The sequence below is a fragment of the Microbacterium sp. GXS0129 genome (genome assembly GCF_044769785.1).
GTDB lineage: Bacteria > Actinomycetota > Actinomycetes > Actinomycetales > Microbacteriaceae > Microbacterium > Microbacterium nymphoidis.
Window position 1 is genome coordinate 359,542 of the sequence record NZ_JBIZVZ010000004.1, and the last position, 25,429, is coordinate 384,970.

The 25,429-nt window shown below is 68.6% G+C and carries 30 protein-coding genes; 24 read left to right on the top strand and 6 right to left on the bottom strand.

All coding sequences use genetic code 11. The annotated features are described in order from the left end of the window. The first annotated feature begins 2 nt into the window (after positions 1 to 2). The 13 genes from rplX to ACIQJ5_RS14105 all read left to right on the top strand — a co-directional run bounded on the left by rplX (position 3) and on the right by ACIQJ5_RS14105 (position 8,083). Positions 3 to 362: a 50S ribosomal protein L24 gene (rplX, locus tag ACIQJ5_RS14045; protein ID WP_231091577.1), complete on the top strand. Its 360-nt coding sequence runs from the start codon at positions 3 to 5 to the stop codon at positions 360 to 362. Further along, positions 362 to 928 carry a 50S ribosomal protein L5 gene (gene rplE, locus ACIQJ5_RS14050; protein WP_231091578.1) on the top strand — a complete coding sequence of 189 codons (567 nt, stop codon included), beginning with the start codon at positions 362 to 364 and terminating at the stop codon, positions 926 to 928. The genes rplX and rplE overlap by 1 nt, the downstream gene beginning before the upstream one ends. A gap of 156 nt (positions 929 to 1,084) precedes the next feature. Beyond that, the gene (gene rpsH / locus ACIQJ5_RS14055) at positions 1,085 to 1,483 is read left to right on the top strand and encodes a 30S ribosomal protein S8 (RefSeq protein ID WP_231091579.1); all 399 of its coding nucleotides are present in this window, start codon (positions 1,085 to 1,087) and stop codon (positions 1,481 to 1,483) included. A gap of 6 nt (positions 1,484 to 1,489) precedes the next feature. Beyond that, positions 1,490 to 2,026, top strand: coding sequence for a 50S ribosomal protein L6 (rplF, locus tag ACIQJ5_RS14060; RefSeq protein WP_402844843.1), 537 nt, complete (start codon positions 1,490 to 1,492; stop codon positions 2,024 to 2,026). 2 nt (positions 2,027 to 2,028) lie between these two features. Continuing rightward, positions 2,029 to 2,388: a 50S ribosomal protein L18 gene (gene rplR, locus ACIQJ5_RS14065; RefSeq protein WP_231091581.1), complete on the top strand. Its 360-nt coding sequence runs from the start codon at positions 2,029 to 2,031 to the stop codon at positions 2,386 to 2,388. Further along, positions 2,385 to 3,068 carry a 30S ribosomal protein S5 gene (gene rpsE / locus ACIQJ5_RS14070; protein WP_372459797.1) on the top strand — a complete coding sequence of 228 codons (684 nt, stop codon included), beginning with the start codon at positions 2,385 to 2,387 and terminating at the stop codon, positions 3,066 to 3,068. Before rplR ends, rpsE begins: the two co-directional genes overlap by 4 nt. Then, positions 3,068 to 3,253 carry a 50S ribosomal protein L30 gene (gene rpmD / locus ACIQJ5_RS14075; RefSeq protein WP_167038504.1) on the top strand — a complete coding sequence of 62 codons (186 nt, stop codon included), beginning with the start codon at positions 3,068 to 3,070 and terminating at the stop codon, positions 3,251 to 3,253. Before rpsE ends, rpmD begins: the two co-directional genes overlap by 1 nt. Then, positions 3,253 to 3,804 carry a 50S ribosomal protein L15 gene (rplO, locus tag ACIQJ5_RS14080; RefSeq protein WP_231091583.1) on the top strand — a complete coding sequence of 184 codons (552 nt, stop codon included), beginning with the start codon at positions 3,253 to 3,255 and terminating at the stop codon, positions 3,802 to 3,804. Before rpmD ends, rplO begins: the two co-directional genes overlap by 1 nt. Before the next feature lie 90 nt (positions 3,805 to 3,894). Then, complete coding sequence (secY, locus tag ACIQJ5_RS14085) at positions 3,895 to 5,220, top strand: preprotein translocase subunit SecY (RefSeq protein ID WP_231091584.1); 1,326 nt, start codon at positions 3,895 to 3,897, stop codon at positions 5,218 to 5,220. After that, positions 5,217 to 5,819: an adenylate kinase gene (locus tag ACIQJ5_RS14090; protein WP_402844848.1), complete on the top strand. Its 603-nt coding sequence runs from the start codon at positions 5,217 to 5,219 to the stop codon at positions 5,817 to 5,819. The genes secY and ACIQJ5_RS14090 overlap by 4 nt, the downstream gene beginning before the upstream one ends. Beyond that, complete coding sequence (map, locus tag ACIQJ5_RS14095) at positions 5,819 to 6,670, top strand: type I methionyl aminopeptidase (RefSeq protein WP_231091586.1); 852 nt, start codon at positions 5,819 to 5,821, stop codon at positions 6,668 to 6,670. Before ACIQJ5_RS14090 ends, map begins: the two co-directional genes overlap by 1 nt. Before the next feature lie 117 nt (positions 6,671 to 6,787). Then, entirely contained in the window at positions 6,788 to 7,561 is a 774-nt protein-coding gene (locus tag ACIQJ5_RS14100; protein ID WP_231091587.1) for a thioredoxin domain-containing protein, read from the top strand. 105 nt (positions 7,562 to 7,666) lie between these two features. Then, positions 7,667 to 8,083 carry a VOC family protein gene (locus tag ACIQJ5_RS14105; protein ID WP_231091588.1) on the top strand — a complete coding sequence of 139 codons (417 nt, stop codon included), beginning with the start codon at positions 7,667 to 7,669 and terminating at the stop codon, positions 8,081 to 8,083. Here ACIQJ5_RS14105 and ACIQJ5_RS14110 read toward each other — a convergent pair. Next, positions 8,073 to 8,498, bottom strand: coding sequence for a GIY-YIG nuclease family protein (locus tag ACIQJ5_RS14110; protein ID WP_402844851.1), 426 nt, complete (start codon positions 8,496 to 8,498; stop codon positions 8,073 to 8,075). The genes ACIQJ5_RS14105 and ACIQJ5_RS14110 overlap by 11 nt on opposite strands. Before the next feature lie 368 nt (positions 8,499 to 8,866). On the opposite strand from ACIQJ5_RS14110, the gene ACIQJ5_RS14115 reads away from it, so the two are divergent. From ACIQJ5_RS14115 to ACIQJ5_RS14130, 4 genes are read left to right on the top strand one after another with little or no spacing between them, the layout of a single operon-like run. Next, positions 8,867 to 9,412 carry a PadR family transcriptional regulator gene (locus ACIQJ5_RS14115; protein ID WP_231091590.1) on the top strand — a complete coding sequence of 182 codons (546 nt, stop codon included), beginning with the start codon at positions 8,867 to 8,869 and terminating at the stop codon, positions 9,410 to 9,412. 50 nt (positions 9,413 to 9,462) lie between these two features. Next, a complete protein-coding gene (locus ACIQJ5_RS14120; protein ID WP_402844896.1) occupies positions 9,463 to 11,166 on the top strand; it encodes an ABC1 kinase family protein in 1,704 nt (567 codons plus the stop codon). A gap of 40 nt (positions 11,167 to 11,206) precedes the next feature. Next, a complete protein-coding gene (locus ACIQJ5_RS14125) occupies positions 11,207 to 11,845 on the top strand; it encodes a dihydrofolate reductase family protein (protein WP_231091591.1) in 639 nt (212 codons plus the stop codon). 36 nt (positions 11,846 to 11,881) lie between these two features. Further along, complete coding sequence (locus ACIQJ5_RS14130) at positions 11,882 to 12,292, top strand: DUF6157 family protein (protein ID WP_231091592.1); 411 nt, start codon at positions 11,882 to 11,884, stop codon at positions 12,290 to 12,292. Positions 12,293 to 12,295: 3 nt separating this feature from the next. Here the strand turns inward: ACIQJ5_RS14130 and ACIQJ5_RS14135 are convergent, their stop codons facing one another. From ACIQJ5_RS14135 to ACIQJ5_RS14145, 3 genes are all read right to left on the bottom strand, one after another. Then, positions 12,296 to 13,171, bottom strand: a complete 876-nt coding sequence (locus tag ACIQJ5_RS14135; protein ID WP_231091593.1) for an alpha/beta hydrolase — start codon at positions 13,169 to 13,171, stop codon at positions 12,296 to 12,298. A gap of 42 nt (positions 13,172 to 13,213) precedes the next feature. Then, on the bottom strand, positions 13,214 to 14,950 hold the full coding sequence (locus ACIQJ5_RS14140) for a hypothetical protein (RefSeq protein ID WP_402844854.1): 1,737 nt from the start codon (positions 14,948 to 14,950) through the stop codon (positions 13,214 to 13,216). Positions 14,951 to 15,021: 71 nt separating this feature from the next. Beyond that, entirely contained in the window at positions 15,022 to 15,384 is a 363-nt protein-coding gene (locus tag ACIQJ5_RS14145; RefSeq protein ID WP_231091595.1) for a PLD nuclease N-terminal domain-containing protein, read from the bottom strand. A gap of 79 nt (positions 15,385 to 15,463) precedes the next feature. Here ACIQJ5_RS14145 and ACIQJ5_RS14150 point away from each other — a divergent pair, with 79 nt between their 5' ends. Both ACIQJ5_RS14150 and ACIQJ5_RS14155 read left to right on the top strand, forming a co-directional pair. After that, positions 15,464 to 16,231, top strand: a complete 768-nt coding sequence (locus ACIQJ5_RS14150; protein WP_402844856.1) for a phosphatase PAP2 family protein — start codon at positions 15,464 to 15,466, stop codon at positions 16,229 to 16,231. Positions 16,232 to 16,505: 274 nt separating this feature from the next. Beyond that, complete coding sequence (locus ACIQJ5_RS14155) at positions 16,506 to 17,330, top strand: alpha/beta fold hydrolase (RefSeq protein WP_402844858.1); 825 nt, start codon at positions 16,506 to 16,508, stop codon at positions 17,328 to 17,330. A gap of 7 nt (positions 17,331 to 17,337) precedes the next feature. Here ACIQJ5_RS14155 and ACIQJ5_RS14160 read toward each other — a convergent pair whose 3' ends face one another. Further along, positions 17,338 to 17,631: a GNAT family N-acetyltransferase gene (locus ACIQJ5_RS14160; protein WP_402844860.1), complete on the bottom strand. Its 294-nt coding sequence runs from the start codon at positions 17,629 to 17,631 to the stop codon at positions 17,338 to 17,340. 251 nt (positions 17,632 to 17,882) lie between these two features. After that, positions 17,883 to 18,368, bottom strand: a complete 486-nt coding sequence (locus ACIQJ5_RS14165; protein WP_231091599.1) for a DIP1984 family protein — start codon at positions 18,366 to 18,368, stop codon at positions 17,883 to 17,885. Positions 18,369 to 18,754: 386 nt separating this feature from the next. Here ACIQJ5_RS14165 and ACIQJ5_RS14170 point away from each other — a divergent pair, with 386 nt between their 5' ends. From ACIQJ5_RS14170 to ACIQJ5_RS14190, 5 genes are all read left to right on the top strand, one after another. Beyond that, on the top strand, positions 18,755 to 19,450 hold the full coding sequence (locus ACIQJ5_RS14170; protein WP_231091600.1) for a winged helix-turn-helix domain-containing protein: 696 nt from the start codon (positions 18,755 to 18,757) through the stop codon (positions 19,448 to 19,450). Positions 19,451 to 19,502: 52 nt separating this feature from the next. Continuing rightward, a complete protein-coding gene (locus ACIQJ5_RS14175) occupies positions 19,503 to 20,480 on the top strand; it encodes a DNA-3-methyladenine glycosylase family protein (protein ID WP_402844862.1) in 978 nt (325 codons plus the stop codon). Between the two features lie 102 nt (positions 20,481 to 20,582). After that, positions 20,583 to 20,996 carry a VOC family protein gene (locus tag ACIQJ5_RS14180; RefSeq protein WP_231091602.1) on the top strand — a complete coding sequence of 138 codons (414 nt, stop codon included), beginning with the start codon at positions 20,583 to 20,585 and terminating at the stop codon, positions 20,994 to 20,996. A gap of 117 nt (positions 20,997 to 21,113) precedes the next feature. Next, positions 21,114 to 22,268 carry an exonuclease SbcCD subunit D gene (locus tag ACIQJ5_RS14185; RefSeq protein ID WP_402844864.1) on the top strand — a complete coding sequence of 385 codons (1,155 nt, stop codon included), beginning with the start codon at positions 21,114 to 21,116 and terminating at the stop codon, positions 22,266 to 22,268. Beyond that, entirely contained in the window at positions 22,265 to 25,384 is a 3,120-nt protein-coding gene (locus tag ACIQJ5_RS14190; protein ID WP_402844866.1) for an AAA family ATPase, read from the top strand. The genes ACIQJ5_RS14185 and ACIQJ5_RS14190 overlap by 4 nt, the downstream gene beginning before the upstream one ends. The last annotated feature ends 45 nt before the right edge of the window (positions 25,385 to 25,429 follow it).

Sequence of the window (25,429 nt, forward strand, 5' to 3'; positions counted from 1 at the left end):
TCATGGCGAAGATCAAGAAGGGTGACCTGGTTCAGGTCATCACGGGTCGCAAGCAGGACAAGGGCGGCGACCGCGGCAAGCAGGGCAAGGTCCTCGCGGTCCTGGCCGAGTCGAACCGCGTGGTCGTCGAGGGTGTGAACTACTCGACGCGCCACACGCGTGTCGGCCAGTCGCAGCGCGGCACCAAGACGGGTGGCATCGAGACCATCGAGGCCCCCATCCACATTTCGAACGTCGCCCTCGTGGACCCCTCGACGAAGAAGCCGACCAAGGTCGGTCACCGCGTCGAGGAGCAGACGAAGGACGGCGTGAAGCGCACCGTTCGCGTGCGCTACGCAAAGAAGAGCGGTAAGGACCTCTGATGGCAACGGCTGAGCCCCGCCTGAAGGCGAAGTACAAGTCCGAGATCGCACCGGCACTGCAGAAGGAGTTCGGTTACGCGAACGTCATGCAGATCCCCGGTCTGGTCAAGATCGTCGTCAACACCGGTGTCGGTGAGGCGGCTCGCGACTCCAAGGTGATCGAGGGTGCGGTCGCAGACCTCACCGCGATCACGGGTCAGAAGCCCGTCGTCACCAAGGCCCGCAAGTCCATCGCGCAGTTCAAGCTGCGTGAGGGCCAGGCCATCGGTGCTCACGTCACCCTCCGCGGTGACCGCGCCTGGGAGTTCATGGACCGTCTGGTCTCGCTCGCCCTGCCGCGTATCCGCGACTTCCGCGGCCTCTCGGACAAGCAGTTCGACGGCAACGGAAACTACACGTTCGGTCTACAGGAGCAGTCGGTCTTCCACGAGATCGACCAGGACAAGATCGACCGCGTTCGCGGTTTCGACATCACTGTCGTCACCACCGCGAAGACGGATGACGAGGGACGCGCGCTGCTGAAGCAGTTCGGGTTCCCGTTCAAGTCGGACGACGCTCAGGCGTAATCCGGCGGGAACGCCCACCCGAGATCACCTCTCTGCCGACTCCCTGCGTTTTGTGCGCGGGGAGTCGGCATGAGAGGATGACTCTTTGGGTATCTCCACCACAGGTCGGCCCGCTTTGCCGCGGCGTCGAAACCTGGTGAACGAAGGAAAATTCATATGACAATGACAGACCCGGTCGCAGATATGCTGACCCGTCTGCGCAACGCCAACTCGGCGCACCACGACTCCGTGTCGATGCCGTCGAGCAAGCTGAAGACGCACATCGCCGAGATCCTCCAGAAGGAGGGTTACATCGCCGGATGGAACGTCGAGGATGCACGCGTCGGCAAGACGCTGACCCTCTCGCTCAAGTACGGACCCAACCGTGAGCGCTCCATCGCCGGCATCAAGCGCGTGTCGAAGCCCGGTCTGCGCGTGTACGCACGCTCCACCGAGCTGCCCACCGTCCTCGGCGGCCTGGGCATCGCGATCCTGTCCACCTCGTCTGGCCTCCTCACGGACCGCCAGGCCGACCAGAAGGGCGTGGGTGGGGAAGTCCTCGCCTACGTGTGGTGACCCGCGATGTCTCGTATCGGTCGTCTTCCCATCGACATCCCCTCGAACGTCACTGTGACCATCGAGGGCTCTGAGGTCGCCGTCAAGGGCCCCAAGGGTGAGCTCGTGCTCTCCGTGGCCAGCCCCATCGAGGTCAAGGTCGAGGAGAACCAGATTCTGGTCACTCGTCCCGACGACGAGCGCGCTTCGCGCTCGCTGCACGGCCTGACGCGCACCCTCATCAGCAACAACATCATCGGCGTGACCGAGGGCTACACCAAGGGCCTCGAGGTCGTCGGCACCGGTTACCGCGTGGCGCAGAAGGGCAGCTCCATCGAGTTCGCCCTCGGCTTCTCGCACCCCGTCCTGGTGGACCCGCCCGCGGGCATCACCTTCACGGTCGAGGGCAACAACAAGGTCACCGTGTCGGGTATCGACAAGCAGGCCGTCGGTGAGACTGCTGCCAACATCCGCAAGATCCGCAAGCCCGAGCCGTACAAGGGCAAGGGTGTGCGCTACGCCGGCGAGGTCGTGCGTCGCAAGGCCGGAAAGGCTGGTAAGTAATCATGGCTGTGAAGAGCAAGTCCGACGCCCGCGCGCGTCGTCACGCCCGTCTTCGCAAGCGCATCGTTGGCACCGCCGAGCGTCCGCGCCTGGTCGTGACGCGTTCCGCCCGCCACGTGTTCGTCCAGATCGTGGACGACAGCAAGGGTCACACCGTTGCCTCCGCTTCGACGCTCGAGGCGGACTTCCGTGCGGCTACCGAGGACAAGACCGCCAAGGCGCGCAAGGTCGGCGAGCTCGTCGCCGAGCGTGCGAAGGCAGCAGGCATCACCGAGGTCGTTTTCGACCGCGGTGGCAACCGCTACGCGGGTCGCGTCGCAGCTATCGCTGACGGCGCCCGTGAGGGAGGTCTGAGCCTGTGAGCGACAACAAGGAGACCGAAGTGACCGAGACCGCAGCCCCCGCGGCTGAGGCGGCGACCACCGAGCGCGAGCGCGAGCCGCGTCGCGGTGGACGCGAGCGCAACCCGAACCGCGACCGCGGTTCGCGTGACCGCGCCGAGAGCCAGTTCCTCGAGCGCGTCGTCACGATCAACCGCGTGTCGAAGGTCGTCAAGGGTGGACGCCGCTTCAGCTTCACGGCCCTCGTGGTCGTGGGCGACGGCAACGGCCTCGTCGGCGTCGGCTACGGCAAGGCGCGCGAGGTTCCGCTGGCGATCTCGAAGGGTGTCGAGGAGGCGAAGCGCAACTTCTTCCGCGTTCCCCGCATCCTCAAGACGATCCCGCACCCCGTTCAGGGTGAGGCCGCTGCAGGCGTCGTCCTGCTGCGTCCGGCTGCTGCCGGTACCGGTGTTATCGCCGGCGGTCCGGTTCGCGCCGTCCTCGAGTGCGCTGGTATCCACGACGTCCTGTCGAAGTCCCTCGGTTCGTCGAACACGATCAACATCGTGCACGCGACCGTTGCGGCACTGAAGCAGCTCGAGGAGCCGCGCGCCGTGGCCGCCCGTCGTGGCCTGGACTACGACCAGGTCGCTCCCGCGAAGATCCTCAAGGCGGAGGCCCAGGCCGCTGCCGATGCTGCAGCTGAGAAGGTTGGTGCCTGATGGCCTCGCGTCTCAAGGTGACCCAGATCAAGTCCAAGGTCAGCGAGAAGCAGAACCAGCGCGACACGCTGCGTTCGCTCGGTCTGAAGCGGATCGGCGACTCGGTCGTCCGTCCGGACGACGCGCAGACGCGCGGTTACGTCAAGACCGTCGCTCACCTCGTCAAGGTTGAGGAGATCGACTAATGGCAGAGAAGAAGGACGAGACCGTGGAGACGGTCGACGCCCCGAAGAAGGCTGCCGCCAAGAAGCCGGCCGCCAAGAAGGCTCCCGCGAAGGCCGAGGCTCCCGCCGCGCGCCCGCAGGTGCTGAAGGTCCACCACCTGCGTCCCGTCCCGGGCGCTCACACCGCCAAGACCCGTGTCGGTCGCGGTGAGGGCTCCAAGGGTAAGACCGCGGGTCGCGGTACCAAGGGTACGAAGGCGCGCTACTCGGTGCGTCCCGGCTTCGAGGGTGGCCAGATGCCGCTGCACATGCGCACCCCGAAGCTGCGCGGGTTCAAGAACCCGTTCCGCGTGGAGTACCAGGTCGTGAACCTGGACAAGCTCTCGGAGCTGTACCCGGCCGGTGGCGATGTGACCATCGCCGACCTGGTCGCCAAGGGTGCCGTGCGCAAGAACGAGAAGGTGAAGGTTCTCGGCAACGGTGACATCACCGTTAAGCTGAACGTCCAGGTGGACAAGGTCTCGAGCTCTGCTGAGCAGAAGATCGTCGCCGCCGGTGGTTCGGTAGGCTGAGGCTCAGAGCCTGAGTCGTGAAACGGGCGGCCGGGGTCGAAACCCCGGCCGCCCGTTCCCGCTTATAGACGTTTCGTCAGGAGGACGAGTTTGTTCAGCGCAATCGCGCGGATCTTCCGCACCCCGGATCTTCGGCGCAAGATCGGCTTCACTCTGCTGATCATCGCCATCTATCGACTGGGTGCGCACATCCCGGCGCCGTTCGTGGACTTCCCGAACGTGCAGGCGTGTGTCGCCAGTGCATCGACCTCCGAAGGTCTGCTCTCGCTCGTCAACCTGTTCTCCGGCGGCGCGCTGCTCCAGCTGTCGATCTTCGCCCTCGGCGTCATGCCATACATCACGGCGACGATCATCACGCAGCTGCTGCGCGTGGTCATCCCGCACTTCGAAGCGCTCTACAAGGAGGGCCAGGCCGGTCAGGCCAAGCTCACCCAGTACACGCGCTACCTGACGATCGCACTCGCCCTCCTGCAGTCGACCACCCTCGTCACGGTGGCGCGCACCGGCCAGCTCTTCGGCACCGGCGGTCCCGCCGCGTGCGAGAACCTGCTGACCAACACGGCCTGGTGGGCACAGCTGATGATGATCATCACGCTGACCGCCGGCACCGGCCTGATCATGTGGTTCGCCGAGCTCGTCACCGAGCGCGGCATCGGCAACGGCATGTCGCTGCTCATCTTCACCTCCATCGCCGCCGGCTTCCCGGCCTCGATGTGGGCCATCTGGACCGCCAAGAGCCCCGAGGTCTTCTTCCTCGTGCTGGCTGTCGGCATCCTCGTCGTCGCGCTCGTGGTGTTCGTCGAACAGTCCCAGCGCCGCATCCCGGTCCAGTACGCCAAGCGCATGGTGGGCCGTCGCACGTACGGCGGCACCAACACCTACATCCCGATCAAGGTCAATATGGCCGGTGTCGTGCCGGTCATCTTCGCCTCGTCGCTGCTGTACATCCCGGCCCTCATCGCGCAGTTCAACCAGAACCCCGACAAGGACGGCAACATCCCGGGCTGGGTCGTGTGGATTCAGACGTACCTCGTCAAGGGCGATCACCCGCTCTACATGATTCTGTACTTCCTGCTGATCGTCGGATTCACCTTCTTCTACGTGGCCATCACGTTCAACCCCGTCGAGGTCGCGGACAACATGAAGAAGTACGGCGGCTTCATCCCGGGCATCCGCGCCGGCAAGCCGACCTCGGACTACCTCGAGTACGTGATCAACCGCATCACCACGCCGGGCGCCATCTACCTCGGTCTCGTGGCTCTGCTTCCGCTCGTCGCACTGGCGACCGTCGGTGCCAACCAGAACTTCCCGTTCGGCGGCGCTTCGATCCTCATCATCGTCGGTGTGGGTCTGGAGACCGTCAAGCAGATCGACGCGCAGCTTCAGCAGCGCCACTACGAAGGGCTCCTCCGATGACGAACTCCTCTGCACGCTTCCTGATCGTCGGCCCGCAGGGCTCCGGAAAGGGAACGCAGGGGGTCCGCATCGCGGACGCGTTCGGCATCCCGGTGGTCTCCACCGGAGACATCTTCCGTGCCAACATCAAGCAGGGGACGGACCTCGGCAAGAAGGTCCAGGCCATCACCGCCGCGGGCGACCTCGTTTCCGACGAACTCACCGGCGAACTGGTGAGCGACCGGCTCTCGCAGGAGGACGCGGCGGGCGGGTTCCTGCTCGACGGGTACCCGCGTAACCGTGCGCAGGTCGGCCACCTGGATGAGATCCTGAGCGGTCAGGGGGTCGCGCTCGACGCCGTGATCGCGCTGGACGTGCCCCGTGAAGAGTCGATCTCTCGTATCGCCCTGCGCGCGCAGGAGCAGGGACGCGAGGACGACACCCCGGAAGCCATCGCGCATCGCCTGGACATCTACGAGCGCGAGACGGCGCCGATCCTCGCCGTGTACGAGGAGCGCGGGGTGGTGGACACCATCGATGGCGTCGGCACGCTCGATGAGATCACCGAGCGCATCTTCGCAGCGCTGGCCGCTCGCGGTCTCGCGCCCGTCGCGGTCTGATGCGGCTCTTTCCCCGTTCGCAGTACAAGACGCCCGCCCAGCTGCGCCAGATGGTCGTGGCTGGGCGGATCACCTGCGCCATGCTGGACGCGGTCGCCGCGACCATCCGGCCCGGCATCACCACCCTCGACCTCGACGCAGCCGCGGAAGCGGAGATGCTCCGGCACGGGGCGAAGAGCAACTTCAAGATGGTGAAGGGGTATCACCACACGACGTGCGTGTCGGTGAACGAGCAGGTCGTGCACGGCATCCCCGGGTCCCTGGTTCTGCAGCCGGGCGACATCGTCTCGGTCGACGTGGGGGCGGAGTTCGACGGATGGAACGGCGATTCCGCCCGGACGTTCGTCATTCCCGACCCGTCGCGCCCGGAGCTCGTCGCTCATCGCGAGGAGCTCTCGCGGGTGACGGAGGCTTCGATGTGGGCGGGAATTGCCGCCATGGCGACGGCAGCGCACACACGCGACATCGGTGTGGCGATCGAGAAGTACATCGTCGAGCATCCCCTGTCGGAGCACGGCCGTCCGGCCGGCATCCTTCGTGACTTCGTCGGGCACGGCATCGGGCGCAAGATGCACGAGAAGCCGAGCATCTTCAACTACGAGACCGGCGGTCTCGGCGCCGAGATCGAGCCGGGACTGTGCGTGGCGATCGAGCCGATGATGACCGCAGGCACCGAGCAGGTCGTGGTCGAAGAGGACGATTGGACCATCAGCACCACAGACGGCTCGATGGGATCGCACTGGGAGCACTCCGTCGCCGTTCACGACGGCGGCATCTGGGTGCTCACGGCGGCAGATGGCGGGGCGGCGGGCCTTGCCCCCTTCGGTGTGGTGCCGGTTCCGGTTCCCTGAGCGTTACGTCATCGTTCCCTCTCACACCGCAGGCTCAGGCAGGTGCAGGGCAAAATGGATTCCAGCGCATTGAATGCGGCTCCGCTCTGGAGCCCACGGCCCTGAACAGAGGAAGACATGGCGAAGGCTGCTGCCCGCAAGACGAACTGGTTCGCAATCTGGACCAGCGTGATCGTCGCTGTCATCGTGATCGGCGCCGGAGTGGCCGTCGTCGTCGGTAACAGCGTCGCGACGAGCTCCGGTACGGCACCGGCCGCCTCGAACCTCGACAAGGACACCGGCGCCCTGCTGTTCGGCGAGGGCGAGAACCGCGTGGAGACGTACGTCGACTTCCAGTGCCCGGCGTGCAACCAGTTCGAGGGCGCTTACGGTGAGCAGCTTGCTGAGCTCGCCGACAACAACGACATCACCCTCGCGGTGCACCCGGTCGCGATTCTGGATCGCTTCTCGATGGGCACCAACTACTCCAGCCGCTCGGCGAACGCCTATTACTGCGTGGCGGACACCGACAGCTCGAAGCTGCAGGACTTCGCCACCACGCTGTTCGCCAACCAGCCCGCCGAGAACACCGAGGGACTCACCGATGATCAGCTCGTCGGCTTCGCGAAGGACCTGGGCGTGGACATCGCGACCTGCCAGCAGGAGGCGAAGTTCTCCAAGTACGTGACGTGGTCGACGAAGAAGCTGCCGACCAACCCGGCGACGGGATCCAGTGCGACGCCGACCATCGTGATCGACGGCGAGTACCAGCAGCTCGCGACCATCGGAGCATCGGCCACCTTCTTCACCGACAAGTTCGGTGCGGCCACGCCGACCGAGTCCCCGGCACCGGACGCGTCGGCCTCGCCGGAGTCCTCCAGCACTGCCACGCCGCCGACCGCGGCCAAGTAACTCATCCCGGCGCTTTGCGCGTGAAGAACGGGTCCGCGCCATCGGCGTGGGCCCGTTCTTCACGCGTCTGGGCGTAGGGTGAGGACACCTGAACGAAGGAGAATCATGACGTCTCCCACGCTGTATCTGTGGTTCCCCGGCACGGCCAGCGATGCACTCGACTTCTACCAGTCCGTCTTCGGCGGAGAGGTCACCCGGTACTCATATGCCGACTTCAACCGCGTTGACGGCCCGTCAGATGCTGTAGCGCACGGCCAGCTGGTCGGAGCCGTGACCATCTACGCCACGGACGCCACGGGGGAGGAGGACGCCCTCGACATGCGCGGCGCGGCCATCGCGCTGCTCGGCACAGCCGATCCGGCCACTCTCACGCGCTGGTTCGATCAGCTGGCGAAGGGTGGGACCGTGCTGGATCCGCTGCACGCGACGGCGTGGGGGTCACACGACGGTCAGGTACGGGACCGGTGGGGTGTCCGGTGGCTCATCGGTTATGAGGGCGATGCTCCGGAGCTCACCCCGTGATGGCGGCAAGTTCCGTCGCGAACCAGCGAACGTAGCGATCCCACGGGTCACGGTCACCGCGAAGCCGGAGGGCGTGCGCTCTGAGCGTCTCGTCGGCGGAGAACCACTCGCCCCCGAGGCGCAGCGGCGCGAACTGCTCGTGCCGTTCCCGCTCGAGGATCCGGTCGCCGCGTTCGAACGCCAGCAGTTCCTCGTGCGTGATCGCGGCCAGCCGCTGGCGCGGATTCGCGCTGGTGCCGATCTTGATGCGGTCCCGCCAGCGCAGGTAGTAGACCACGTCGACGCGCGGGGGAGGGAGGTCAGGGTCAGGGGCATCGCCGAACCGCCAGCCGCAGCGGGCGCACCGGAGCGAGCCGTCGGCGCGTTCCGAACGCCGCCCGCGGCACAACAGGCAGGGCGCGGGCAGCTTGGGCATGCGCTCACGCTACGCCCCGTCTCGGACATCGCCGATCCGCACCGATGCCCCCGCCCGTCCGAACCGACTCAGCGGCCGGCCCCGGCGGAGGGGCGCCGCTGTCGTGTTCACCCTGTACATCGGCGGTCCGGTCGTCCTGGTGGCGCCCGTCGTCCGCGGACGGCGCCACAGCGGTCGTGGCGAGATTCTCGGGAAGCGCTCGACGCGGCGTCTGCCCGGAATCAGATCCGCGACCGCCGCGCGAGAAGCCCCTTCGCCTGCGGGTCGGCTGGGAGAGCGCCGAGGGATCTGGCGACACCCGGCATCAAGCGATATATCGGTATATATCGCTTGATGCGCCGACGTCATCGGCGCGAAGGAGGACGATCATGAACGCGAGCAACTCGATGCCCGGATTCGGCAACCCGATGAACGGTCTGTGGGATGCGATGGAGCAGCTGCGTGACGGCTTCGAGCGCCGGTTCGCGCCGCCGCGGATGGCGCGCGGCGACGTCCGCGCGGCGATTCTGGCGCTGCTCGCCGAACAGCCGATGCACGGCTACCAGATCATCCAGGAGATCGCGGATCGCAGCGACGGCGCGTGGAAGCCGAGCCCGGGGTCCGTCTACCCCACGCTGCAGTTGCTGGCCGATGAAGGCCTGATCGAAGCCGACGAGGCGGAGGGCCGCAAGACGTACTCGCTCACCGACGCCGGACGTGAAGCAGCGGAGGCGAGCGAGGGCGCAGCGCCATGGGAGGGCTCGACGGCCTCGTCCGGTAGCTCTCACCACCTGGCATTGCCGAAAGCCGGTGCAAAGCTGGCGCAGGCCGCCGCTCAGGTCGGCCGCGACGGCAGCCCCGCTCAGGTCGAGGCGGCGATCGCCGTGCTGGAAGACGCCCGGCGCAAGCTCTACGCGATCCTCGCGCAGGAGTGATGGCCGAGGACCGGCGCGATCCTCCCGCAGGATCCGCCGCGGACGCGGTGATGCAGCAGCTCGGTGTGGTGAGCACGGCGACACCGGTGCCTCCGTCGCGCGTTGATCCGGCCTTGCGCGGGCGATACCGCCGCATCATGCGCTTCGCCACGCGGGTGCTGGTGCAGTCGTGGTGGTACGAGCTGGTGCTTCCCGCTGTGGGGTTGCGAGCGCTCGCGAATCGCACGCGCACCCGCCGCATGGTGGGCATCGCCCGCCGCTTCCACCCGCTCGCTGTCGAGCTCGGCGGCCTGATGATCAAGGTGGGCCAGTTTCTGTCCTCCCGGCTGGACGTGCTTCCGCCCGAGGTGACGGCCGAGCTCGCGGATCTACAGGACGAGGCGCCGCCGGTGGCGTTCGACGACATCCGCCGCGCGGCGGAGGTGAGCCTGGGTGTGCCGCTGGAGCGCGCCTTCGAACGCCTGGATCCGATCCCGCTCGCCGCCGCGTCGCTCGGTCAGGCCCACCGGGGAGTGCTGCGGGCCGAGGACGCCGAGATCGCGGGCTTCGCGGATGTGGTGGTGAAGATCCAGCGGCCGGGCATCGATCGGATCGTGGACACCGACCTCGCCGCTCTGGCGCGCATCGGACGGATCCTGGCTCGCGTTCGCATGGTGTCGCGCCGTGTCGACGCTCCCGCTCTCGTCGCCGAGTTCGCGGCGGTCAGCCGTGATGAGATCGACTATCTGCACGAGGCCGCCAGCGCGGAGCGTTTTGCGATGGACACCGCGCAACGGCCGGGAATCAGCGGTCCGCGTGTGGCGTGGGAGCGCACCACACGCACCGTGCTGGTGCTGGAGGACGTGTCCGCCATCAAGATCAGCGACGTTCCGGCGCTGCGCGCGGCCGGCATCGACCCGTCGGCCGTCGCCCATGCCTTCGCCACGGCGATGCTGGACCAGGTCTTCCTCGACGGACCCTTCCACGCCGACCCGCATCCGGGCAACGTGTTCGTCACCCCGGACGCGAGCGTCAAGGGCGGATTCCGCCTCACGTTCATCGACTTCGGGATGATGGGTGAGGTCTCCGGCCAGCTGCGCGAGCATCTGCAGGCAGCGGTGATCGCGGTCGTCTCCCGTGACGGGGCCGGTGTCGTGCGCGCCTTCCGCGATGTGGGAATGCTCCTTCCCTCCGCGGACACCGTCGAGCTCGAGCGGGCACTGACGGCACTGTTCGAGCGCTTCGGGGGAATGGGCTTCGCCGAACTGCAGCAGGTGGATCCCCGGGAGTTCCGCGACTTCGCTCGGGAGTTCGGCGACGTCGTGCGAGAGCTCCCGTTCCAGCTCCCGGAGAACTTCCTGCTGCTCATCCGTGCCGTCTCCCTCACGTCGGGCGTCTGCAGCGCACTGGATCCGGCGTTCAACATCTGGAACGCGGCGGAGCCGTATGCGACGGGCCTGATGAGCAGGCAGGCTGGGGGAGCACTGCGGGGTCTCGGAAAGCAGGCGGCGGAGGTGGCGGGCGTGCTGTCACGGCTGCCCCGCCGTGCGGACGAGCTCATCACCACCTTGGAGCAGGGACGGCTGGTGGTGGACACCTCCCGGCTGGAGCGACGGGTGGATCGGCTGGCTCGCCGGGTGATCGCCGTGGTGATCTTCGCCGGGCTGATCATCGGCGGCGCCGTGGTGCACTCCTCCGACGCCGTGCTGGGTGCGGTGCTGATGATCGGATCGGTCCCGGTGGGCGCGTTCGCCCTCTTCGCCCGCTCCCGCTGAGGGGCTTGCGGGGGCGGCCCGGGCGGAGTGGACTGTGCGCATGAGCGAAGCAAGCGCGCGCGGGCGCATCGTGATCGACCTCTTCAGCACCCTCGACGGTGTCGTGCAGGCACCCGGAGGGCCGGAGGAGGACCCCAGCGACGGATTCCGTTTCGGGGGATGGCAGGCGCCGTTCGAGGATGAGGAGATCGGTGCGGACATCGTCGCCGGACTGCAGTCGATGGACGCGCTCCTGCTGGGCCGGCGCACCTACGACATCTTCGCGGCGTACTGGCCGCATCACGCCGAGGGCCCGGAGGGGATGATCGGCCGCATCATCAATGCGGTGCCGAAATACGTCGCCTCACGGGGGGAGTGGGAGCCCGCCTGGGAGAACACGACGAGGATCGGGAGCGACGTCGCGGCGGAGATCGATGCCCTGCGGGATCGTCACCGCAGCATCCACGTGATCGGCAGCGCCGATCTGGTGCAGACGCTGTTGTCTTCGCAGGTGTACGACGAGCTGAAGCTGTGGACGTATCCCCTCGTGCTGGGCCACGGCAAGCGGGTGTTCCCCGCGGGGAGCACACCGGCGAACCTCCGGCTCCTGGCCCCGGCGACCAGTTCGTCGCGCGGGGTGCTCACCCTCCGGTACGGCCCCGTGGACCTCGCGCCGCAGACCGGAACCGTCGGCGAATAGCGACGCGGTGTCCGTGCCCCGTGCCAGGATGTCCGCATGCACACCACGAACTACGTCGACACCTTCATCGCCGTAGCGCCCGACAGCCGCGCCGTGGCGGCAGAGGCTCCGCCGAGCGATCCCGACAACCCCAGCATCGCGGCCCGGCAGTTCGCGCTGTTGCACGAGCATCCGTATGAGTTCACCTCGGACGATGTGATCTTCACCGTCTATGCCGATCGTGCGGGTATCGCCGAAGAGGATCGCGAACGCGCACGCGAGGAGTTCTTCTCCCGGGGGCAGGCCTGCCTGCGCTCGAGTGCTCTCGGGAAGCGCTACGGCTGGGGCACCCATCACGACGCGCAGGGTCGCGTGGCGCTCGTGCCGATGGGAAGCGACGAATACGCCGAACTGTCGACCTCGCCGCAGCTCAGGCAGACCGCGGCGATGAGGTCGCGTCGCGGCTGAGCGTCACCCTCCGGTGAGGAAGGCCCGCACGACGCTCGAGATGCGCGCGTGCGCCTCGTCAGCCGGCATCGTCGGCGTCCCGTCGCCCGCCTGCGGTCCGTAGGCGCCGAAGGAAGCGTGGCTGCCGCCATCGAGCACGAAGGCCGCGGCATCCGCGGGCAGCAGCGGCCAGGCGGCTTCGATCTTCGCGGGAGTCGACAGCCCGTCCGCGGTGCCCGAGATGCTGAGCACGTCGTACCCGGTCTGGGAGATGTCGTCGGAGCAGTAGCTGGCGAACAAGATCAGACGCTCGACGCCGGCGCTCCCGACCAGCTGGCATGCCTTCACACCGCCGAGCGAGTGGCCACCCACGGCCCAGTCCGACACTTCGGGAACCAGCTCGGTGAAGCGCGACAGCGGACGCAGATCGAGGATCGCGAGGTTCAGCGGGGGCTTGGTGATCACGACGGTGGTGCCGTCGTCCACCAGAGCCTGGAACGTCGCGGCGTATGCCTCGGGCGCGACCTTCGCGCCCGGGATGAACACCAGACCTGTGCCATCGGAGGCGTCGGTGGGGCGCATCACCCAGGCTGTCCCCTCGTCGGCCAGCTCGATGCCGGAGTCGGCGCGAACAGCGGCGAGAGGATCGGGCTGTGCCGCCATCACACCCGTGTTCGCCCAGATCAGGAAGCCGGCGCCGGCGCCCACGAGGAGGGCGAGGATACCGCCGGCTCCCCAGGCGAGTACCCGCCGAACGCGGTGCGGGCGTGAGGAACGCGGGGCGAGGCGCGCGTCGCGGCGCGACGCGCGTCGCTCCGCTGCCGTCCCGGATTCGACCGCAGCGTCAGCGGACGTGGGGGCGGCGTCGGGTGCGGACGAGGCGGGATCGGGTGCGCTCACTCCTCCAGCGTAGACGCGCGGGAGGAGTGAGCGCGGAGGAGATCAGAAGTTCTCCCAGGTGAGCTTCCACTTCTCATCGGACATGTCGACGAGCACGCGGTAGAAGTCGGGGGCGCCGTACACCTCGCACGGTGCGGTGGCGCCGTCCTTCGTGCAGGTGGCTGCGAAGTCCACCGACCCGAAGTCGGTCACCTCCACGCCCACCGTGTCGTAGGAGATGGTGATCGTGGGATCGGCGAGATCGCTGAGCGAGTCCTCATCCATGCTGCGGGTGATGCCGTTCTCGGCCAGGGTCTCTCCGGACGCGGACTCGAGCGAGAGCCCGCAGCCCGCCGCGATCGTCTTCTCCTCCAGGCAAGCCGTGACCGCATCGCTCACGGCCTTGATCACCTTGGCGCGAGCTTCATCGGTGAGCTGGACGTCGCTGGCGCGCGGTAGCTCTGCGTTGAGCGGAGTGACCGCGAACTTCCCGTCGCCCGGGAGCGTGAAGTTCTTGTTCACGCTGCTCAGCTGATACATCCCGAAGAACACATCCGCGGTGTCGCCCGTCACCGGCACCCCGTTGAGCTCCAGATCGAACTGGCTGTCGGACAGGTAGAGGCTCTGCACCGCGTTGTAGGAGGCGAGCTTCGCGCGTCCCTTCTTGTCGACGGAGACGAGGAAGTCCTCCGACACGGCGTTGTCGCCCACCATGAAGTCGACCGTGGCGTACCCGCCGTAGCTGGACACGTCACTCGCGTCGACCTCGACATCGGTGATGGGCGAGAGCTCGTTCGAATACTTCAGCACCTCGTCGGTGAGGAAGGTCTTGTCCAGCCCCGCGGTGTCATCGAGATAACTCAGGGCCTTCTTCGAGTCGGAGGCGATGAGCGCGTCGAAGTACCCCTGAACCGCTTCGGACGCCGCGGACGACGGGTCGCCGTCGCCGGATCCGTCGACCGGGGTGCCGTTGTGGGCCGCGCCGCGGATCGCACCGATCGCCAGCGCGATGATCACCACGATGATCGCGAGCACCGCGACGCCGCCGACGATCAGCCCGATCAGCAGGCCCTTGCCCTTGGGCTTGTCGGCCACCACGGACGAGCCGTATACGGGTCCGCTGGGGCCGGCCGGGCCGGCCGGGCCGCCCGGGTAGCCTGCCGGTGCGCCGTAGGACGGGGCGGGCTGGTTGGGTGCGCCGTAGGGCGGGGTGGGCTGGTTGGGTGCGCCGTAGGGCGGGGTGGGCTGATTGGGTGCGCCGTAGGGCGGGGCGGGCTGGTTGGGTGCGCCGGAGGGCGGGGTGGGCTCGTTGGGTGCGCCGTAGGGCGGGGCGGGCTGATTGGGTGCGCCGTAGGCCGGCGTTGCCTGGTTTGGCGCTCCGTAAGATGCCCCGACCGCGCCACCGGTGTACCCCGGCGCGCCGGAGGGTGGCGTCGGCTCTGCGGGCTCGACGGGAGCCGTCGTGCTCCAGGTGGCGTCCTCGCCCGTCGCCGCGGGAGCTGCCTCCGCAGTCGCGCCGGACGAGTCTGGTTGCGGAACGGACGCCCCCGCCGCGGGCTGGGCCGCACCGTATGCGGGCGGCTGCTGTTCCGGACCCCCGTAGGGGGCGGCCGGCGCATGGTACGTCGGCCCCTGCTCGTAGGCGGGCGGCGGCGTGTAGGTCGGCTGCTGTCCGGAGGACGGCGGCTGCGGTGCCGTCGCCGGCGCGTCCCCGAAATCAATCGTCGGGTCCGGCAGTGGCGTCCCGGACGGATCGGGTGCGTTGTTGTTGGTCGGCTGGTCAGCGCTGTTGTCGCTCATGGCGGGTCCCCCTCAGGACGGGCCGAGCAGCCCGTCGATCGTTGAGGAAGATGGTACAGCGGCTGTCGCGCTCATTCCGAGGGCGAAGTGCTGCCACCCTCGCTCGCGCGCCGACGGCGGTCGAGTTCCTCACGCAGCCGCCACTCCTCGATCTCGCGTTCCAGGTCGGCCATCTGCTGCTCGGTCGTACGTGTATCCACCACCCGCGGGGTCGGGTATCCGGGGCGGTCCGTGGCGCGCTGGGCGCGGGGCGCGGGCATGCGCGCGCTGTCATACTCGCGGCCGAGTATCCACCACAACAGGCTTCCGATCAGGGGAAGAAAGATCACGATGAGGATCCAGACGACCTTCGGAAGGTGCTTCACCTTGCTCGAGTCACGCAGGATGATGTCCACCAGGGACGTGACGAACAGCGCCACCGTGAGCAGGGTCATCAACGGGATCATGGTTCTCAATCTATGTGCTGGCCGGGCGGGCGTCGATGGGGTGACGCCTCTGCATGAGAATGTCCTCATGAGGGCTGAACGCCTCACTCTGCGTCAGCAGGAACTGCTCGGGTGGCTGTGGCACGCTGACGGGATGAGTGACCTTCGCGCTGCCCGACCGCGACCTGCGGTGTGGATTCCGGTCGCCCTCGCCGTCGTCCTCGTGGTCGCGGTCGTGGGCGTCCTCGTGCGGGACAGCGCGGCGGTGAACGATGCGGAGCTCTCCTTCCTGCACGACCTCAGCGCGATGCACACCTCGCTGCTCACGCCGATCGCGCTGGCCGTCAACATTGGGTTCGGGCCGGTGGGCGCGGTGATTATCTCGCTCATCGTCGCCGTGGTGATCGGGATGAGCGCACGGGCGGCGTGGCCTGCGGTGCGATTCGGACTGCTGGTGGCCGTGCCCTGGCTCGTGGTCGACGTCATCAAGGCGGTGGTCTCCCGGCCGCGGCCGGATGCCGGCGTTCTGGTGGAGCAGCTCATCCGCGAGCCCGCGTCGGCCAGCTATCCCAGTGGTCACACCGCATTCGCCGCCGCACTAGGGGTCGCTCTGGTATGGACGGTGGTGAGCCGGACCCACCGTGCGGCACCGGTCGTCGTCGCCGCCGCGGTCGCCGCCGTGCTGGCTCTGGTGACTGCGTGGTCGCGCATGTACCTCGGGGTGCATCACCCCACGGACGTGACCGCGTCTCTGCTCGTGGTGCCCGTGGTCTCGACCGCGGTGTTCGCCGTCGCCGAGCGCGCGGTCTCAGCGCGCGGACCGCGCTCCGTGGCCGCTGCGGACGACCCGCTGTGATGACCGCCGGTGACTTCACGATCTGCTGTTCCCCAGGTGGGGGATGCATAATGAGGGACATTCAGTCGTTCCGCGGTCGCGCGAAACGACGGGGCGATCTGGTGATCGCCCGCATGGACTGCTGCCGTCGTCGTGGGGGCGATCGCAGCAGCAGCGGTAACGCTGCAGGCGCCGGAGCTCATCGAGACCGCGCGGGGTGGTCGTCAACGCCGGGGGGCACAAGGCGACCACCCCACTTCCGGCCACGTCCCCGCAACGCTTGGAAGGAGCCGGCATGACCTCGACCCGTGCGGATCGGCACCCGGAGCACGGCGACGGCACAGTACCGGAGCCCGAGCTGTCCGAGTCGGGGAGCAACGTCACGACCTTCTCCCTCGACGGGCGGGAGCTGATCGCCGAAGAGCTGGCCGGACCGGAGTCGCTCACCTTCATCGTGGTCCACGGCTTCGGCCTCGGTCGCTCCGCCTACATCGAGATCGCGCACGGCCTGACAGCCGCCGGACGCGTGATCGCGCTCGACCTGCCGGGGTTCGGAGAAGCGCCCGAGCCGGCGCGGACGCCCACCATGGAAGAACTCGGTGACCTGGTTGCCGCGTTCGTCAGCGACCGCGCACTCGATAACGTCGTCCTCATCGGCCACTCGATGGGCACGCAGATCGTGGCTGAGGCGGTCGCCCGTCATCCCGGGTCCGCGGTGACCGCAGCTGTTCTCGTCGCACCCACCACCGACTCCGGCGCTCGCGGACTCCTGCGGCAGACGCTGCGTCTGGCGCGGGACATCGTCGCGGCCCACCCGCTCACGTTCTACCGGGGCGCGGCGGAGTATCTGAAGGCGGGGCCGCACCTGATGCGCAAGGCACGGGCTACGGTCGTGCACCGGCCCGAAGCGACATACCCGCGCATGGAGATCCCGGTGCTCGTGCTGCGCGGGGCGAACGACCACGTCGTGCCGAAGAAGTGGAGCGAGAAAGTGCTCGCCCTCCTCCCGGACGGCGCGCTCACCGAGCTTCCGGGTCGCGGGCATGCCGCGCTGATCGTGCGACCGGAGGCGTCGGTCATCCGCATCGAGCAGTTCCTGCTGGAGCGCAAGCTGCGATGATCGCTGGTCAGCTCCGGGGGGAGAGGATGCCGGAGCGCTCCGGGTGGTCACGGAACCAGTCCGCCACATACCAGCACACCGGAAGCACCACGCGGTCGCCCTCGGCCTCCAGTTCCGCCACGGCCCGGTCGACCAGCACCGCCGCATAGGCGTGACCGCGATGCGCGGGGAGCGTGTACGCCCGTGCGAGGGCGACGGTGCGCCCGTCGTCGCGATAGTCCAGCACGCTCAGCAGCTCATCGCCGCGGCGCAACGCGAAGCGCGCCGCATCCCGCTCGCGTGCGAACTCCAGATCGGTCATCGGCACAGCGTACGCCTGTCGCCCGCCTGCGGTGGTCCGCTGCGCGTGATACGCAGCGGACCGTCAGCGGAGGTCCCCGATCCCACCCTCGTCGACGACCCGGCACGCGGTGATGCGCTGTCCCGGTGCACCTTCACAGGTGCGGTGTGCTGAGCGTGCACCGTGGTGATGGGCTGCTCAGACCCGGACAGTGAGCACATATACCCGTGCTCGTGGGTTGTGTGCCCGCTGCCGTCGACTACCGACTCCGCTCACTCCTCCTGGCTGATGGCTCCCGCCTCGTCCCGGAGGTCGTTCAGCCAGTTGGCCTGCTGGATGCGCCCGTCCAGCTCGCGCAGCCGGCGCGCGACGTCATCCGCGCGGGTGCGAACGACGGCGACATCGAAGGCGGCGATCTGTCGCAGTTCGGAGCGCATCTGGCGAAAGCTCGCGGGGCTCGCGGCGTCGGCTGCGGCGGTCAGCACGGAATGCTGCAGACGCAGCGTGTCCCGGGCGGCCAGCGCCTCGGTCATCGTGCCATCCGTGCCCAGATCGATCGCGGCGTTGGTGGTGTTGATGGCGGAGATCAGCAGCCGCAGCCGCTCCACACACCTCTCCGCCTCCGCCAGCAGCGCGGTGGCGTCCTCGGCGGGCGGCTCGCCCTCCTGGTACCGCGCGTTCTGAACGATCCGGCTCCGCAGCTGTTCGATCCGCCGCTGCAGATCTGCGCGCAGAGCCAATGCTTCAGCGAGTTTCATGCTCCGACCCTAGCCGCCATGCCGGGGCACTGCCACGCGGTCACAGCTCGCTCATAGCATGTCTCAGTTTGACATGGAAGGACTTGTCTCGTCATAATGCCCACATGACCAACAACGCATATCCTGTGTCCGCCTGGGAGGCGAACGGGAGTGCCGGCATGATGATGGCCGGCCGTGTTGGCATGTGTTGCCGAATGTGCCGCTAAACCTGCAGCTCTCGCTCGGTCCGACTCCACGCTCCAATCTGGCGTGAGACGTGTGGACCCCGCGTCGCCGCTCCGCCCCACACCAGGAGGCCCCGAGCGATGGCGCCGGCCGATGACGGCCCCACCTCGCAGCAAGCTCACTCGCCTTTTCGGCAACCCCTCCAAGGACTCCTCATCATCATGTCGAACCTCGCTTTCATCGATGCACCCGCCCGCACCGCCCCCGTCAGCCAGCCGCACCTGCGTGCCGTCTCCCGCACGGAGAACGTCGTGACCACCGGTCCCTCGCCCCGCGGCTTCGCCCTGTACGTCGGCATCGACGAGCTCAAGGCCGCCGCTGACGGTGTCAGCCTGCCGTTGCTCGTCGACGCCCTTCGCCGCACGCTCGCCGAGCTGTCGCCCTCCGCCGAGACCTACGCCACCGTCGCCCTCGCGCCCACCAGCGCAGGCGGACGCGATGTGGACGTGGTCCGTCTTGCTCTGCACGAGCCGAGCGCCGTCGCACGCAACCGTCCCGCCGCCGCAGAGGACGACGAGGCCAGCCGCGTCATTGTCGACATCTCCCGCAAGCGCGTCGTGATCGACGGTGAGTCCGCCGGGTTCACCTACAAGGAGTTCGAGCTGCTGCAGTACCTGGTGCTGCGCGAGGGGCGCACCATCGAGCGCAGCGAGCTGGTCTCGTCGCTGTGGAGCGCCGGGGATGCTGATGCCCCGGGCGAGCGCACGATCGATGTTCACGTGCGTCGGCTGCGCGCCAAGCTCGGCCGGTACGAGGACATCGTGCGCACCGTGCGCGGCGTGGGTTACCGTTTCGACCGGCACGCCGACGTCGTGATCCGCTACGGCTCGGGCACGCCCTCTCCCGACCGCTTCTGAGCGCGCCGCGGTCGTGCAGGCCGTTGTCGGAGGTGCCGCGTAGCGTGAGCCTATGACCTTCTCGCCGGCGCGGACCCTGCCACGCAGGCCCGTCGCGGACCGGTCCGTACGCGTCCCCCCGCGCGTGGAGACACGCTATCGGCCGGCGCACGAGCTGGACCTGATGCGCACCGTGGGTTTTCATCGGCGTGGCGGAACCGACCCCACCATGCACATTGCGGGCGGAGTGATCTGGCGTGCCTTGCGCACATCGGCTGGACCCGCGGTCCTGGCACTGCGCCAGGGCGCCGACGGCGTCCTGGCTGCCGCGTGGGGGAGCGGCGCGGCGGAGGCGCTGGATACGGTGCCGCGTCTGTGCGGCGCGGAAGATCATCCGGAGCGCTTCGATCCCGGCGACAATCCGGTCATCGCCGAGGCCCACCGGCGCCACCCCGGTCTGCGCATCGGCTCCAGCGAAGGTCTGACCGAGGTCATCGTCAGTGCCGTGCTGGAGCAGAAGGTGACCGCCATGCAGGCATACGGCGCCTGGCGCTCCCTGGTCACGCGGTTCGGTGAGACGGTGCCGTCCCCGGCACCGCGTCCCCTGCGGGTGGCACCCACCTGGGACCAGTGGCGGCGGATCCCATCCTGGGCCTGGCATCGTGCGGGAGTCGAGCCCCCGCAATCGCGCACCATCGTGTCGGCCGCATCCCGCGGATCATCGCTGCTCGACGCGGTGCGCAACGCACCTGATGCAGCCGAACGAGAACGCGTCCTCACCTCGCTGACGGGAGTCGGCCCCTGGACGTCGGCCGAGATACGCATCCGGGCTTTCGGCGATCCCGACGCGGTCAGCGTCGGCGATTTCCACCTGGCCCATCACGTGGGTCATGCTCTGGCCGGCCGACGCACGGATGATGCCGGAATGCTGCGTCTTCTCGCGCCGTGGGCGGGACAGCGTCAGCGCGTGATCCGCCTGATCGGCGTGGCCGGTCTGGGCGAACCGCGGCGAGCACCCCGCCTGCATCCGGAGGATCACCGGGGCCGTTGACGGCGGTACCGATGAATCGGCCCGCGGCTCTTGCCGACGAGACGCCGCGGCTCCACACTGTCCTTCGTGCGCATCAGGTCGGTGCGCGGATGGGAGCCTCCTATGTCCACCCTCAACCCCTATCTCTCGTTCCACGACAATGCGCGCGAGGCGATGGAGTTCTACCAGAGCGTCTTCGGCGGGGACCTGCGGGTGATGACCTTCGCCGACATGGGCGGCATGGGGATGCCCGAGGCCGAACAGGGGCTGGTGATGCACTCCCAGCTCACCACGCCGGACGGGTTCGTCCTGATGGGATCCGACACCCCGAGCCACATGGGATGGGTGGCGCCGGCGGGAATCTCGGTCTCCGTGTCGGGGGCGGACGCCGATTCCCTGCGCAGGTACTGGGACGGCCTCGCCGACGGCGCGACCATCACGCAGCCGCTGGAGAAGGCGCCGTGGGGAGGCGAGTTCGGGATGCTCGTCGATCGCTACGGCATCAGCTGGATGGTCTCCATCGACGACGATTTCTGAGTCTCCGCCGCGCTTCCCGTGACGGCCGGTGCCCGCAGGCGCCGGCCGTTCAGCGTGTCCGGGCTGTTGTCGGCTCGCCGCCGCAGCAATGTCGGAGGCCCCTTCTACGGTGAAGACATGCGAATCCTGCACACCTCTGACTGGCACATCGGGCGTACCTTCCACGGCAACCCGACGCTGGCCGCGCTCGGTGAGGTGCTGGAGGCGCTGGTCGAGCAGGTCCGGGTCAACGAGGTCGATGTCGTCATCGTCGCCGGAGACGTCTTCGATTCGTCGACGCCGGCCGCTCCCGCCTACACCCTGCTCACCGACACGCTGCGCGCACTGGCTGACACAGGCGCATCGGTCATCGTCACCAGCGGAAACCACGACTCGGCGGCACGACTCGGATTCCAGTCGGCACTGCTTCGCGAGGGGATCCACGTGGTCACCGATCCGCTCGCGCTGGATCTTCCGCTCACCATCCGGGACGAGCACGGGGAAGTCGACTTCTACGGCATCCCGTATCTCGAGCCGACCATCGTGCGCAACACGTGGGAAGGGGCCGATCTACGTTCCCAGGCGCAGACGATCGGGCACGCGATGAGCCTCGTTCGTGCCTCCATCCAGCGCCGCGGCGTGAGGTCTGTCGCGATCGCGCACTGCTTCGCCGTCGGGGTGGAAGCCACGCCGGGTGTCGAGCGTGAGGTGCGACAGGGAAGCCTCGACATGGTGCCGTTGTCCGCCTTCGACGGGCCCGACTACGTGGCGCTCGGGCACATCCATGGCCGCCAGCAGCTCTCGGACCGCGTCCGCTACAGCGGCGCCCCGCTGCACTACAGCTTCGGGGAGCGTGACAAGCCGCGCGGCTCGTGGCTGGTGGATCTCGACGCGGAGGGCCTGGCGCAGATCGAGTGGCTGCCGCTGCCGGTACCCCGGCGACTCGTCGTGCTGCGGGACACCCTCGAGGCCCTGCTGACCGATCCCGCCTACTCCGGGGTGGAAGACGCCTGGGTGTCGGTCGAGTACACCGACCGCACACCGCAGCGGGACACCATGCGGCGACTGCAGCAGCGCTTTCCGTTCTGCGCGGTGGTTGTGCACGTGCCCCACGGTGCGAAGGTCCAGACGACGGCCACCTATCGTGACCGCCTGCGTACTGCCACCTCGGATGAGGAACGCATCGAGGCATTCCTCGTGCATGTCCGGGCGGAGGAGGGGGCCAGTGCGGCGGAACGCGCGCTGATCCGGGAGATCCTGGATGAGCACGCACGCGCCGAGGCGCTGGTATGAGACTCCACCGGCTGGAGATCGAGGGATTCGGCCCTTTTCGCGAACGGCAGTACGTCGACTTCGATGACTTCGCGGCGGATGGTCTCTTCCTGATCTCCGGTCGGACCGGTGCGGGCAAGTCCAGCATCCTGGACGCCATCACCTTCGCACTCTACGGCTCGATCCCGCGCTACTCCAGCGGTGAGAAGCGGCTGCGCAGCGACCACAGCGCACCCGAGGAGCCGACGGAGGTCGTGCTGGAGTTCAGCGCAGGAGAGCACCGCTACCGGGTGATCCGCAATCCGGAGTACCTCAAACCCAAGCAGCGCGGTGAGGGGATGACCACTCAGGCGGCCGCGGTGCAGCTGGCCCGCTGGGAGGATGGCGAGTGGCGCGGGATGTCGGCGCGCGCTCGCGACGTGGGAAACGACCTCGACGAGATCCTGCAGCTGTCCCGGGAGCAGTTCCTGCAGGTGATCCTGCTCGCACAGAACCGTTTTGCCGAGTTTCTGCTCGCCGGCAACGACGAACGGCGCAAAGTGCTGCAGACGCTGTTCGGCACGCGTCGGTTCCAGGACTACGCCGATGCCTTCGAGGCACGCCGACGAGCCGCGGAGGCCGAACTAGCCGGCCGAGGTACTGCGACGGATGCCCGGCTGGACGCGGCGGAGCGGATCATCCGCGATCTCGGTCTCGACGAGGAACCGGCCGGCACGGAGGCCACGCCGACGCCCGATGACGTGGCCGACGCCGGGGCCTCTGCGGCCGTCGAAGGGTCGCCCGCGCCGGGTGCGACGGCCACGCCGCTGAGCCGTGCTGAACGTCTGGACGTGATCCGAGAAGCGCTGCCGCGCGCGGAGTACCGCCGAGACGTGGCCGCTGAAGAAGCCCAGCGGCTGGTGGCGGAGCAGGATCGACTCGCGAGCATCGCCGCCGAGCTGGAGGTGCAGCGCCAGGCACAGCGGCGCCGCGACGATACTCGCGCACCACTGGCGCGGGCGGAGTCGGCTGTGCCGGAGATGGAACAGGATCGCGCTCGACTGCTTGTGGCTCAGCGGGCGGAGGAGGCGCGCGCGACCCTGGACGCACTGGCGGCGGCGGAACGTCGGCAGCAGGACTGCGATGCCGCGGTGGTCGCCGCGCGCTCGCGCTGGCAGGTCGTGGCGGATGACGAGGCGAGCGGTGCCGCCTCGGCGGCGGAACAGACGGGGTTGGCAGCCGAAGGCGAAGCACTGCGGGCGACGGCATCGCGGGCGTCGGAGATGCTCGGAGCCCTGGCCCACGCGCACAAGCTCGAGCAGGAGGCCGATGAACTGGCCGCCCAGCAGCGTCGAGCTCACGAGGATCTGACGGCCGCCGACGAGCGGATCGCGCAGCTCACCGCCCGCCTCGCGGACATCCCCGGCGAACTGCAGCGGCTCGGCGAACGGCATACGGAGGCCGTGGCCGCCGCCGCCGCGCTCCCCGCGGCCCGAGCCGAACAGGAGCGTCTGGAAGCGGCCCTCACCGCGGCCCGCCTGGTCGACACGATCCGTCCGGAGCTTCGCAGCGCCGAGGAGGCGCAGGCAGCGGCCTCCGAAGCTCGCACCCGGACGAGCGCCGCACTCACGGAGCTGATGCGTCGCCGCCTCGACGGACACGCGTCCGAGCTCGCCCGCGATCTCCAGGACGGGCAGGCCTGTCCCGTGTGCGGCTCGCTCGATCACCCGGCACCGGCGCCCGATGACGGGACCCCCGTGTCGGAGGCGGACATCACGGCCGCGGAGGACGCCGCGGAGCGCGCCGCGACGGCTGCGCAGGCGGCGACCGACGCCGCACGCACGGTGCGAGACAGGCATTCTGCTGCGCTCGCCGCCGCCGGGGGACACGAGACTGCCGCTCTCCGGGAACTCGCCGCCGCTGCACGCACCGCCCGTGAGACGGCCGATGCGGCGCAAGCGCGTGCTGCCCAGCTCGCCGCGCAGATCCAGAACCTCACCGACGTCCGTAACGAACAGCAGGCCGCACTGGCAGATCTCATGCGGGAGCGGACCGAACTGCAGTCGGTCCGCAACGCCATCGACGAGCGGGCCCGCGCGGCGGTTGAGACGATAACCCAGGCGCGCGCCGGAGCGCACAGCGTGGCGGATCGGATCGTGCGGCTCACCGAGGTCCGAGATGCCGCCACGATCCTGGCGGACGCGCTCGATGACAGCGCCGAGCGGCGGGAGGCGCTCACGGAGGCGCGCGCCGTCCTGGCGGACGTGCTCGAGCGCACGGGCATCGAATCGGCGGACGCTGCGCGCGCCGCCCTCCTCCCGCGCGCGGATCGTGACCGTCTCGAGGCGGCGCTGGCCGCCCACGACGCCGCACTCCGGGACCTGCGCGCGGTGCTCTTGCAAGCGGAGCTCGAGATGCTCCCGGAGGAGCCGATCGACGTGCAATCCGCGCACACCGCCGTGGCCGAGGCTCGGGCGGCGGCAGGGAGAACCGCCGCCGAATCCGCTCGCGCGGAATCGGCCGTCCAGCAATTGGCGCGCGCCACGGAGGACGCCGCGGAAGCGCTCCGGGAGATGGGCGATGCGGAAGCGCAGCGCGCAGTGATCGTCCGCCTCGCCGACACCATCGCCGGTCGCGAGCCCAACACCCGCAAGATGTCCCTGGAGACCTTCGTGCTGGCCGCTGAGCTGGAGGACATCGTCGCTGCCGCCAATCTCCGCCTCGCCGAGATGTCCTCGGGCCGCTACACGCTCGCCCACACCGACGAACGGGCGGCGCGCAACGCCGCGTCAGGCCTGGGAATCGAGGTGGTCGATGCCCACACCGGCCGTTCGCGTCCGGCGACGTCGTTGTCCGGCGGAGAGACCTTCCTGGCGTCCCTGGCACTCGCACTCGGCCTGGCCGAGGTCGTCACCTCGCGAGCGGGCGGGGTGCAGCTGGACACGTTGTTCATCGACGAGGGCTTCGGCTCCCTGGATGTGGAGACGCTCGATGTGGCCATGCGCACACTGGACGAGCTGCGTCAGGGCGGTCGCACCGTCGGGGTGATCAGCCACGTGGAGGCGATGCAGGATCAGATTCCCGCACGGCTGCGCGTGAGCGTACGCTCGGATGGCTCCAGCGTGGTCTCTCGCGAGACCGGTGCCCCGCCCGTCTGACCTCCTCGCCGTCCGGGCCTCTCGCCGTCCGCGCTGCGTGCGCGT

Excerpts from the sequence above, each read along its gene's own strand:
- rplX (WP_231091577.1), top strand. The coding sequence starts at position 3 with ATGGCGAAGATCAAGAAGGGTGACCTGGTTCAGGTCATCACGGGTCGC.
- rplE (WP_231091578.1), top strand. The coding sequence starts at position 362 with ATGGCAACGGCTGAGCCCCGCCTGAAGGCGAAGTACAAGTCCGAGATC.
- rpsH (WP_231091579.1), top strand. The coding sequence starts at position 1,085 with ATGACAATGACAGACCCGGTCGCAGATATGCTGACCCGTCTGCGCAAC.
- rplF (WP_402844843.1), top strand. The coding sequence starts at position 1,490 with ATGTCTCGTATCGGTCGTCTTCCCATCGACATCCCCTCGAACGTCACT.
- rplR (WP_231091581.1), top strand. The coding sequence starts at position 2,029 with ATGGCTGTGAAGAGCAAGTCCGACGCCCGCGCGCGTCGTCACGCCCGT.
- rpmD (WP_167038504.1), top strand. The coding sequence starts at position 3,068 with ATGGCCTCGCGTCTCAAGGTGACCCAGATCAAGTCCAAGGTCAGCGAG.
- rplO (WP_231091583.1), top strand. The coding sequence starts at position 3,253 with ATGGCAGAGAAGAAGGACGAGACCGTGGAGACGGTCGACGCCCCGAAG.
- ACIQJ5_RS14090 (WP_402844848.1), top strand. The coding sequence starts at position 5,217 with ATGACGAACTCCTCTGCACGCTTCCTGATCGTCGGCCCGCAGGGCTCC.
- map (WP_231091586.1), top strand. The coding sequence starts at position 5,819 with ATGCGGCTCTTTCCCCGTTCGCAGTACAAGACGCCCGCCCAGCTGCGC.
- ACIQJ5_RS14100 (WP_231091587.1), top strand. The coding sequence starts at position 6,788 with ATGGCGAAGGCTGCTGCCCGCAAGACGAACTGGTTCGCAATCTGGACC.
- ACIQJ5_RS14105 (WP_231091588.1), top strand. The coding sequence starts at position 7,667 with ATGACGTCTCCCACGCTGTATCTGTGGTTCCCCGGCACGGCCAGCGAT.
- ACIQJ5_RS14110 (WP_402844851.1), bottom strand. The coding sequence starts at position 8,498 with ATGCCCAAGCTGCCCGCGCCCTGCCTGTTGTGCCGCGGGCGGCGTTCG.
- ACIQJ5_RS14115 (WP_231091590.1), top strand. The coding sequence starts at position 8,867 with ATGAACGCGAGCAACTCGATGCCCGGATTCGGCAACCCGATGAACGGT.
- ACIQJ5_RS14120 (WP_402844896.1), top strand. The coding sequence starts at position 9,463 with ATGCAGCAGCTCGGTGTGGTGAGCACGGCGACACCGGTGCCTCCGTCG.
- ACIQJ5_RS14125 (WP_231091591.1), top strand. The coding sequence starts at position 11,207 with ATGAGCGAAGCAAGCGCGCGCGGGCGCATCGTGATCGACCTCTTCAGC.
- ACIQJ5_RS14130 (WP_231091592.1), top strand. The coding sequence starts at position 11,882 with ATGCACACCACGAACTACGTCGACACCTTCATCGCCGTAGCGCCCGAC.
- ACIQJ5_RS14140 (WP_402844854.1), bottom strand. The coding sequence starts at position 14,950 with ATGAGCGACAACAGCGCTGACCAGCCGACCAACAACAACGCACCCGAT.
- ACIQJ5_RS14145 (WP_231091595.1), bottom strand. The coding sequence starts at position 15,384 with ATGACCCTGCTCACGGTGGCGCTGTTCGTCACGTCCCTGGTGGACATC.
- ACIQJ5_RS14150 (WP_402844856.1), top strand. The coding sequence starts at position 15,464 with ATGAGGGCTGAACGCCTCACTCTGCGTCAGCAGGAACTGCTCGGGTGG.
- ACIQJ5_RS14155 (WP_402844858.1), top strand. The coding sequence starts at position 16,506 with ATGACCTCGACCCGTGCGGATCGGCACCCGGAGCACGGCGACGGCACA.
- ACIQJ5_RS14160 (WP_402844860.1), bottom strand. The coding sequence starts at position 17,631 with ATGACCGATCTGGAGTTCGCACGCGAGCGGGATGCGGCGCGCTTCGCG.
- ACIQJ5_RS14165 (WP_231091599.1), bottom strand. The coding sequence starts at position 18,368 with ATGAAACTCGCTGAAGCATTGGCTCTGCGCGCAGATCTGCAGCGGCGG.
- ACIQJ5_RS14170 (WP_231091600.1), top strand. The coding sequence starts at position 18,755 with ATGTCGAACCTCGCTTTCATCGATGCACCCGCCCGCACCGCCCCCGTC.
- ACIQJ5_RS14175 (WP_402844862.1), top strand. The coding sequence starts at position 19,503 with ATGACCTTCTCGCCGGCGCGGACCCTGCCACGCAGGCCCGTCGCGGAC.
- ACIQJ5_RS14180 (WP_231091602.1), top strand. The coding sequence starts at position 20,583 with ATGTCCACCCTCAACCCCTATCTCTCGTTCCACGACAATGCGCGCGAG.
- ACIQJ5_RS14185 (WP_402844864.1), top strand. The coding sequence starts at position 21,114 with ATGCGAATCCTGCACACCTCTGACTGGCACATCGGGCGTACCTTCCAC.
- ACIQJ5_RS14190 (WP_402844866.1), top strand. The coding sequence starts at position 22,265 with ATGAGACTCCACCGGCTGGAGATCGAGGGATTCGGCCCTTTTCGCGAA.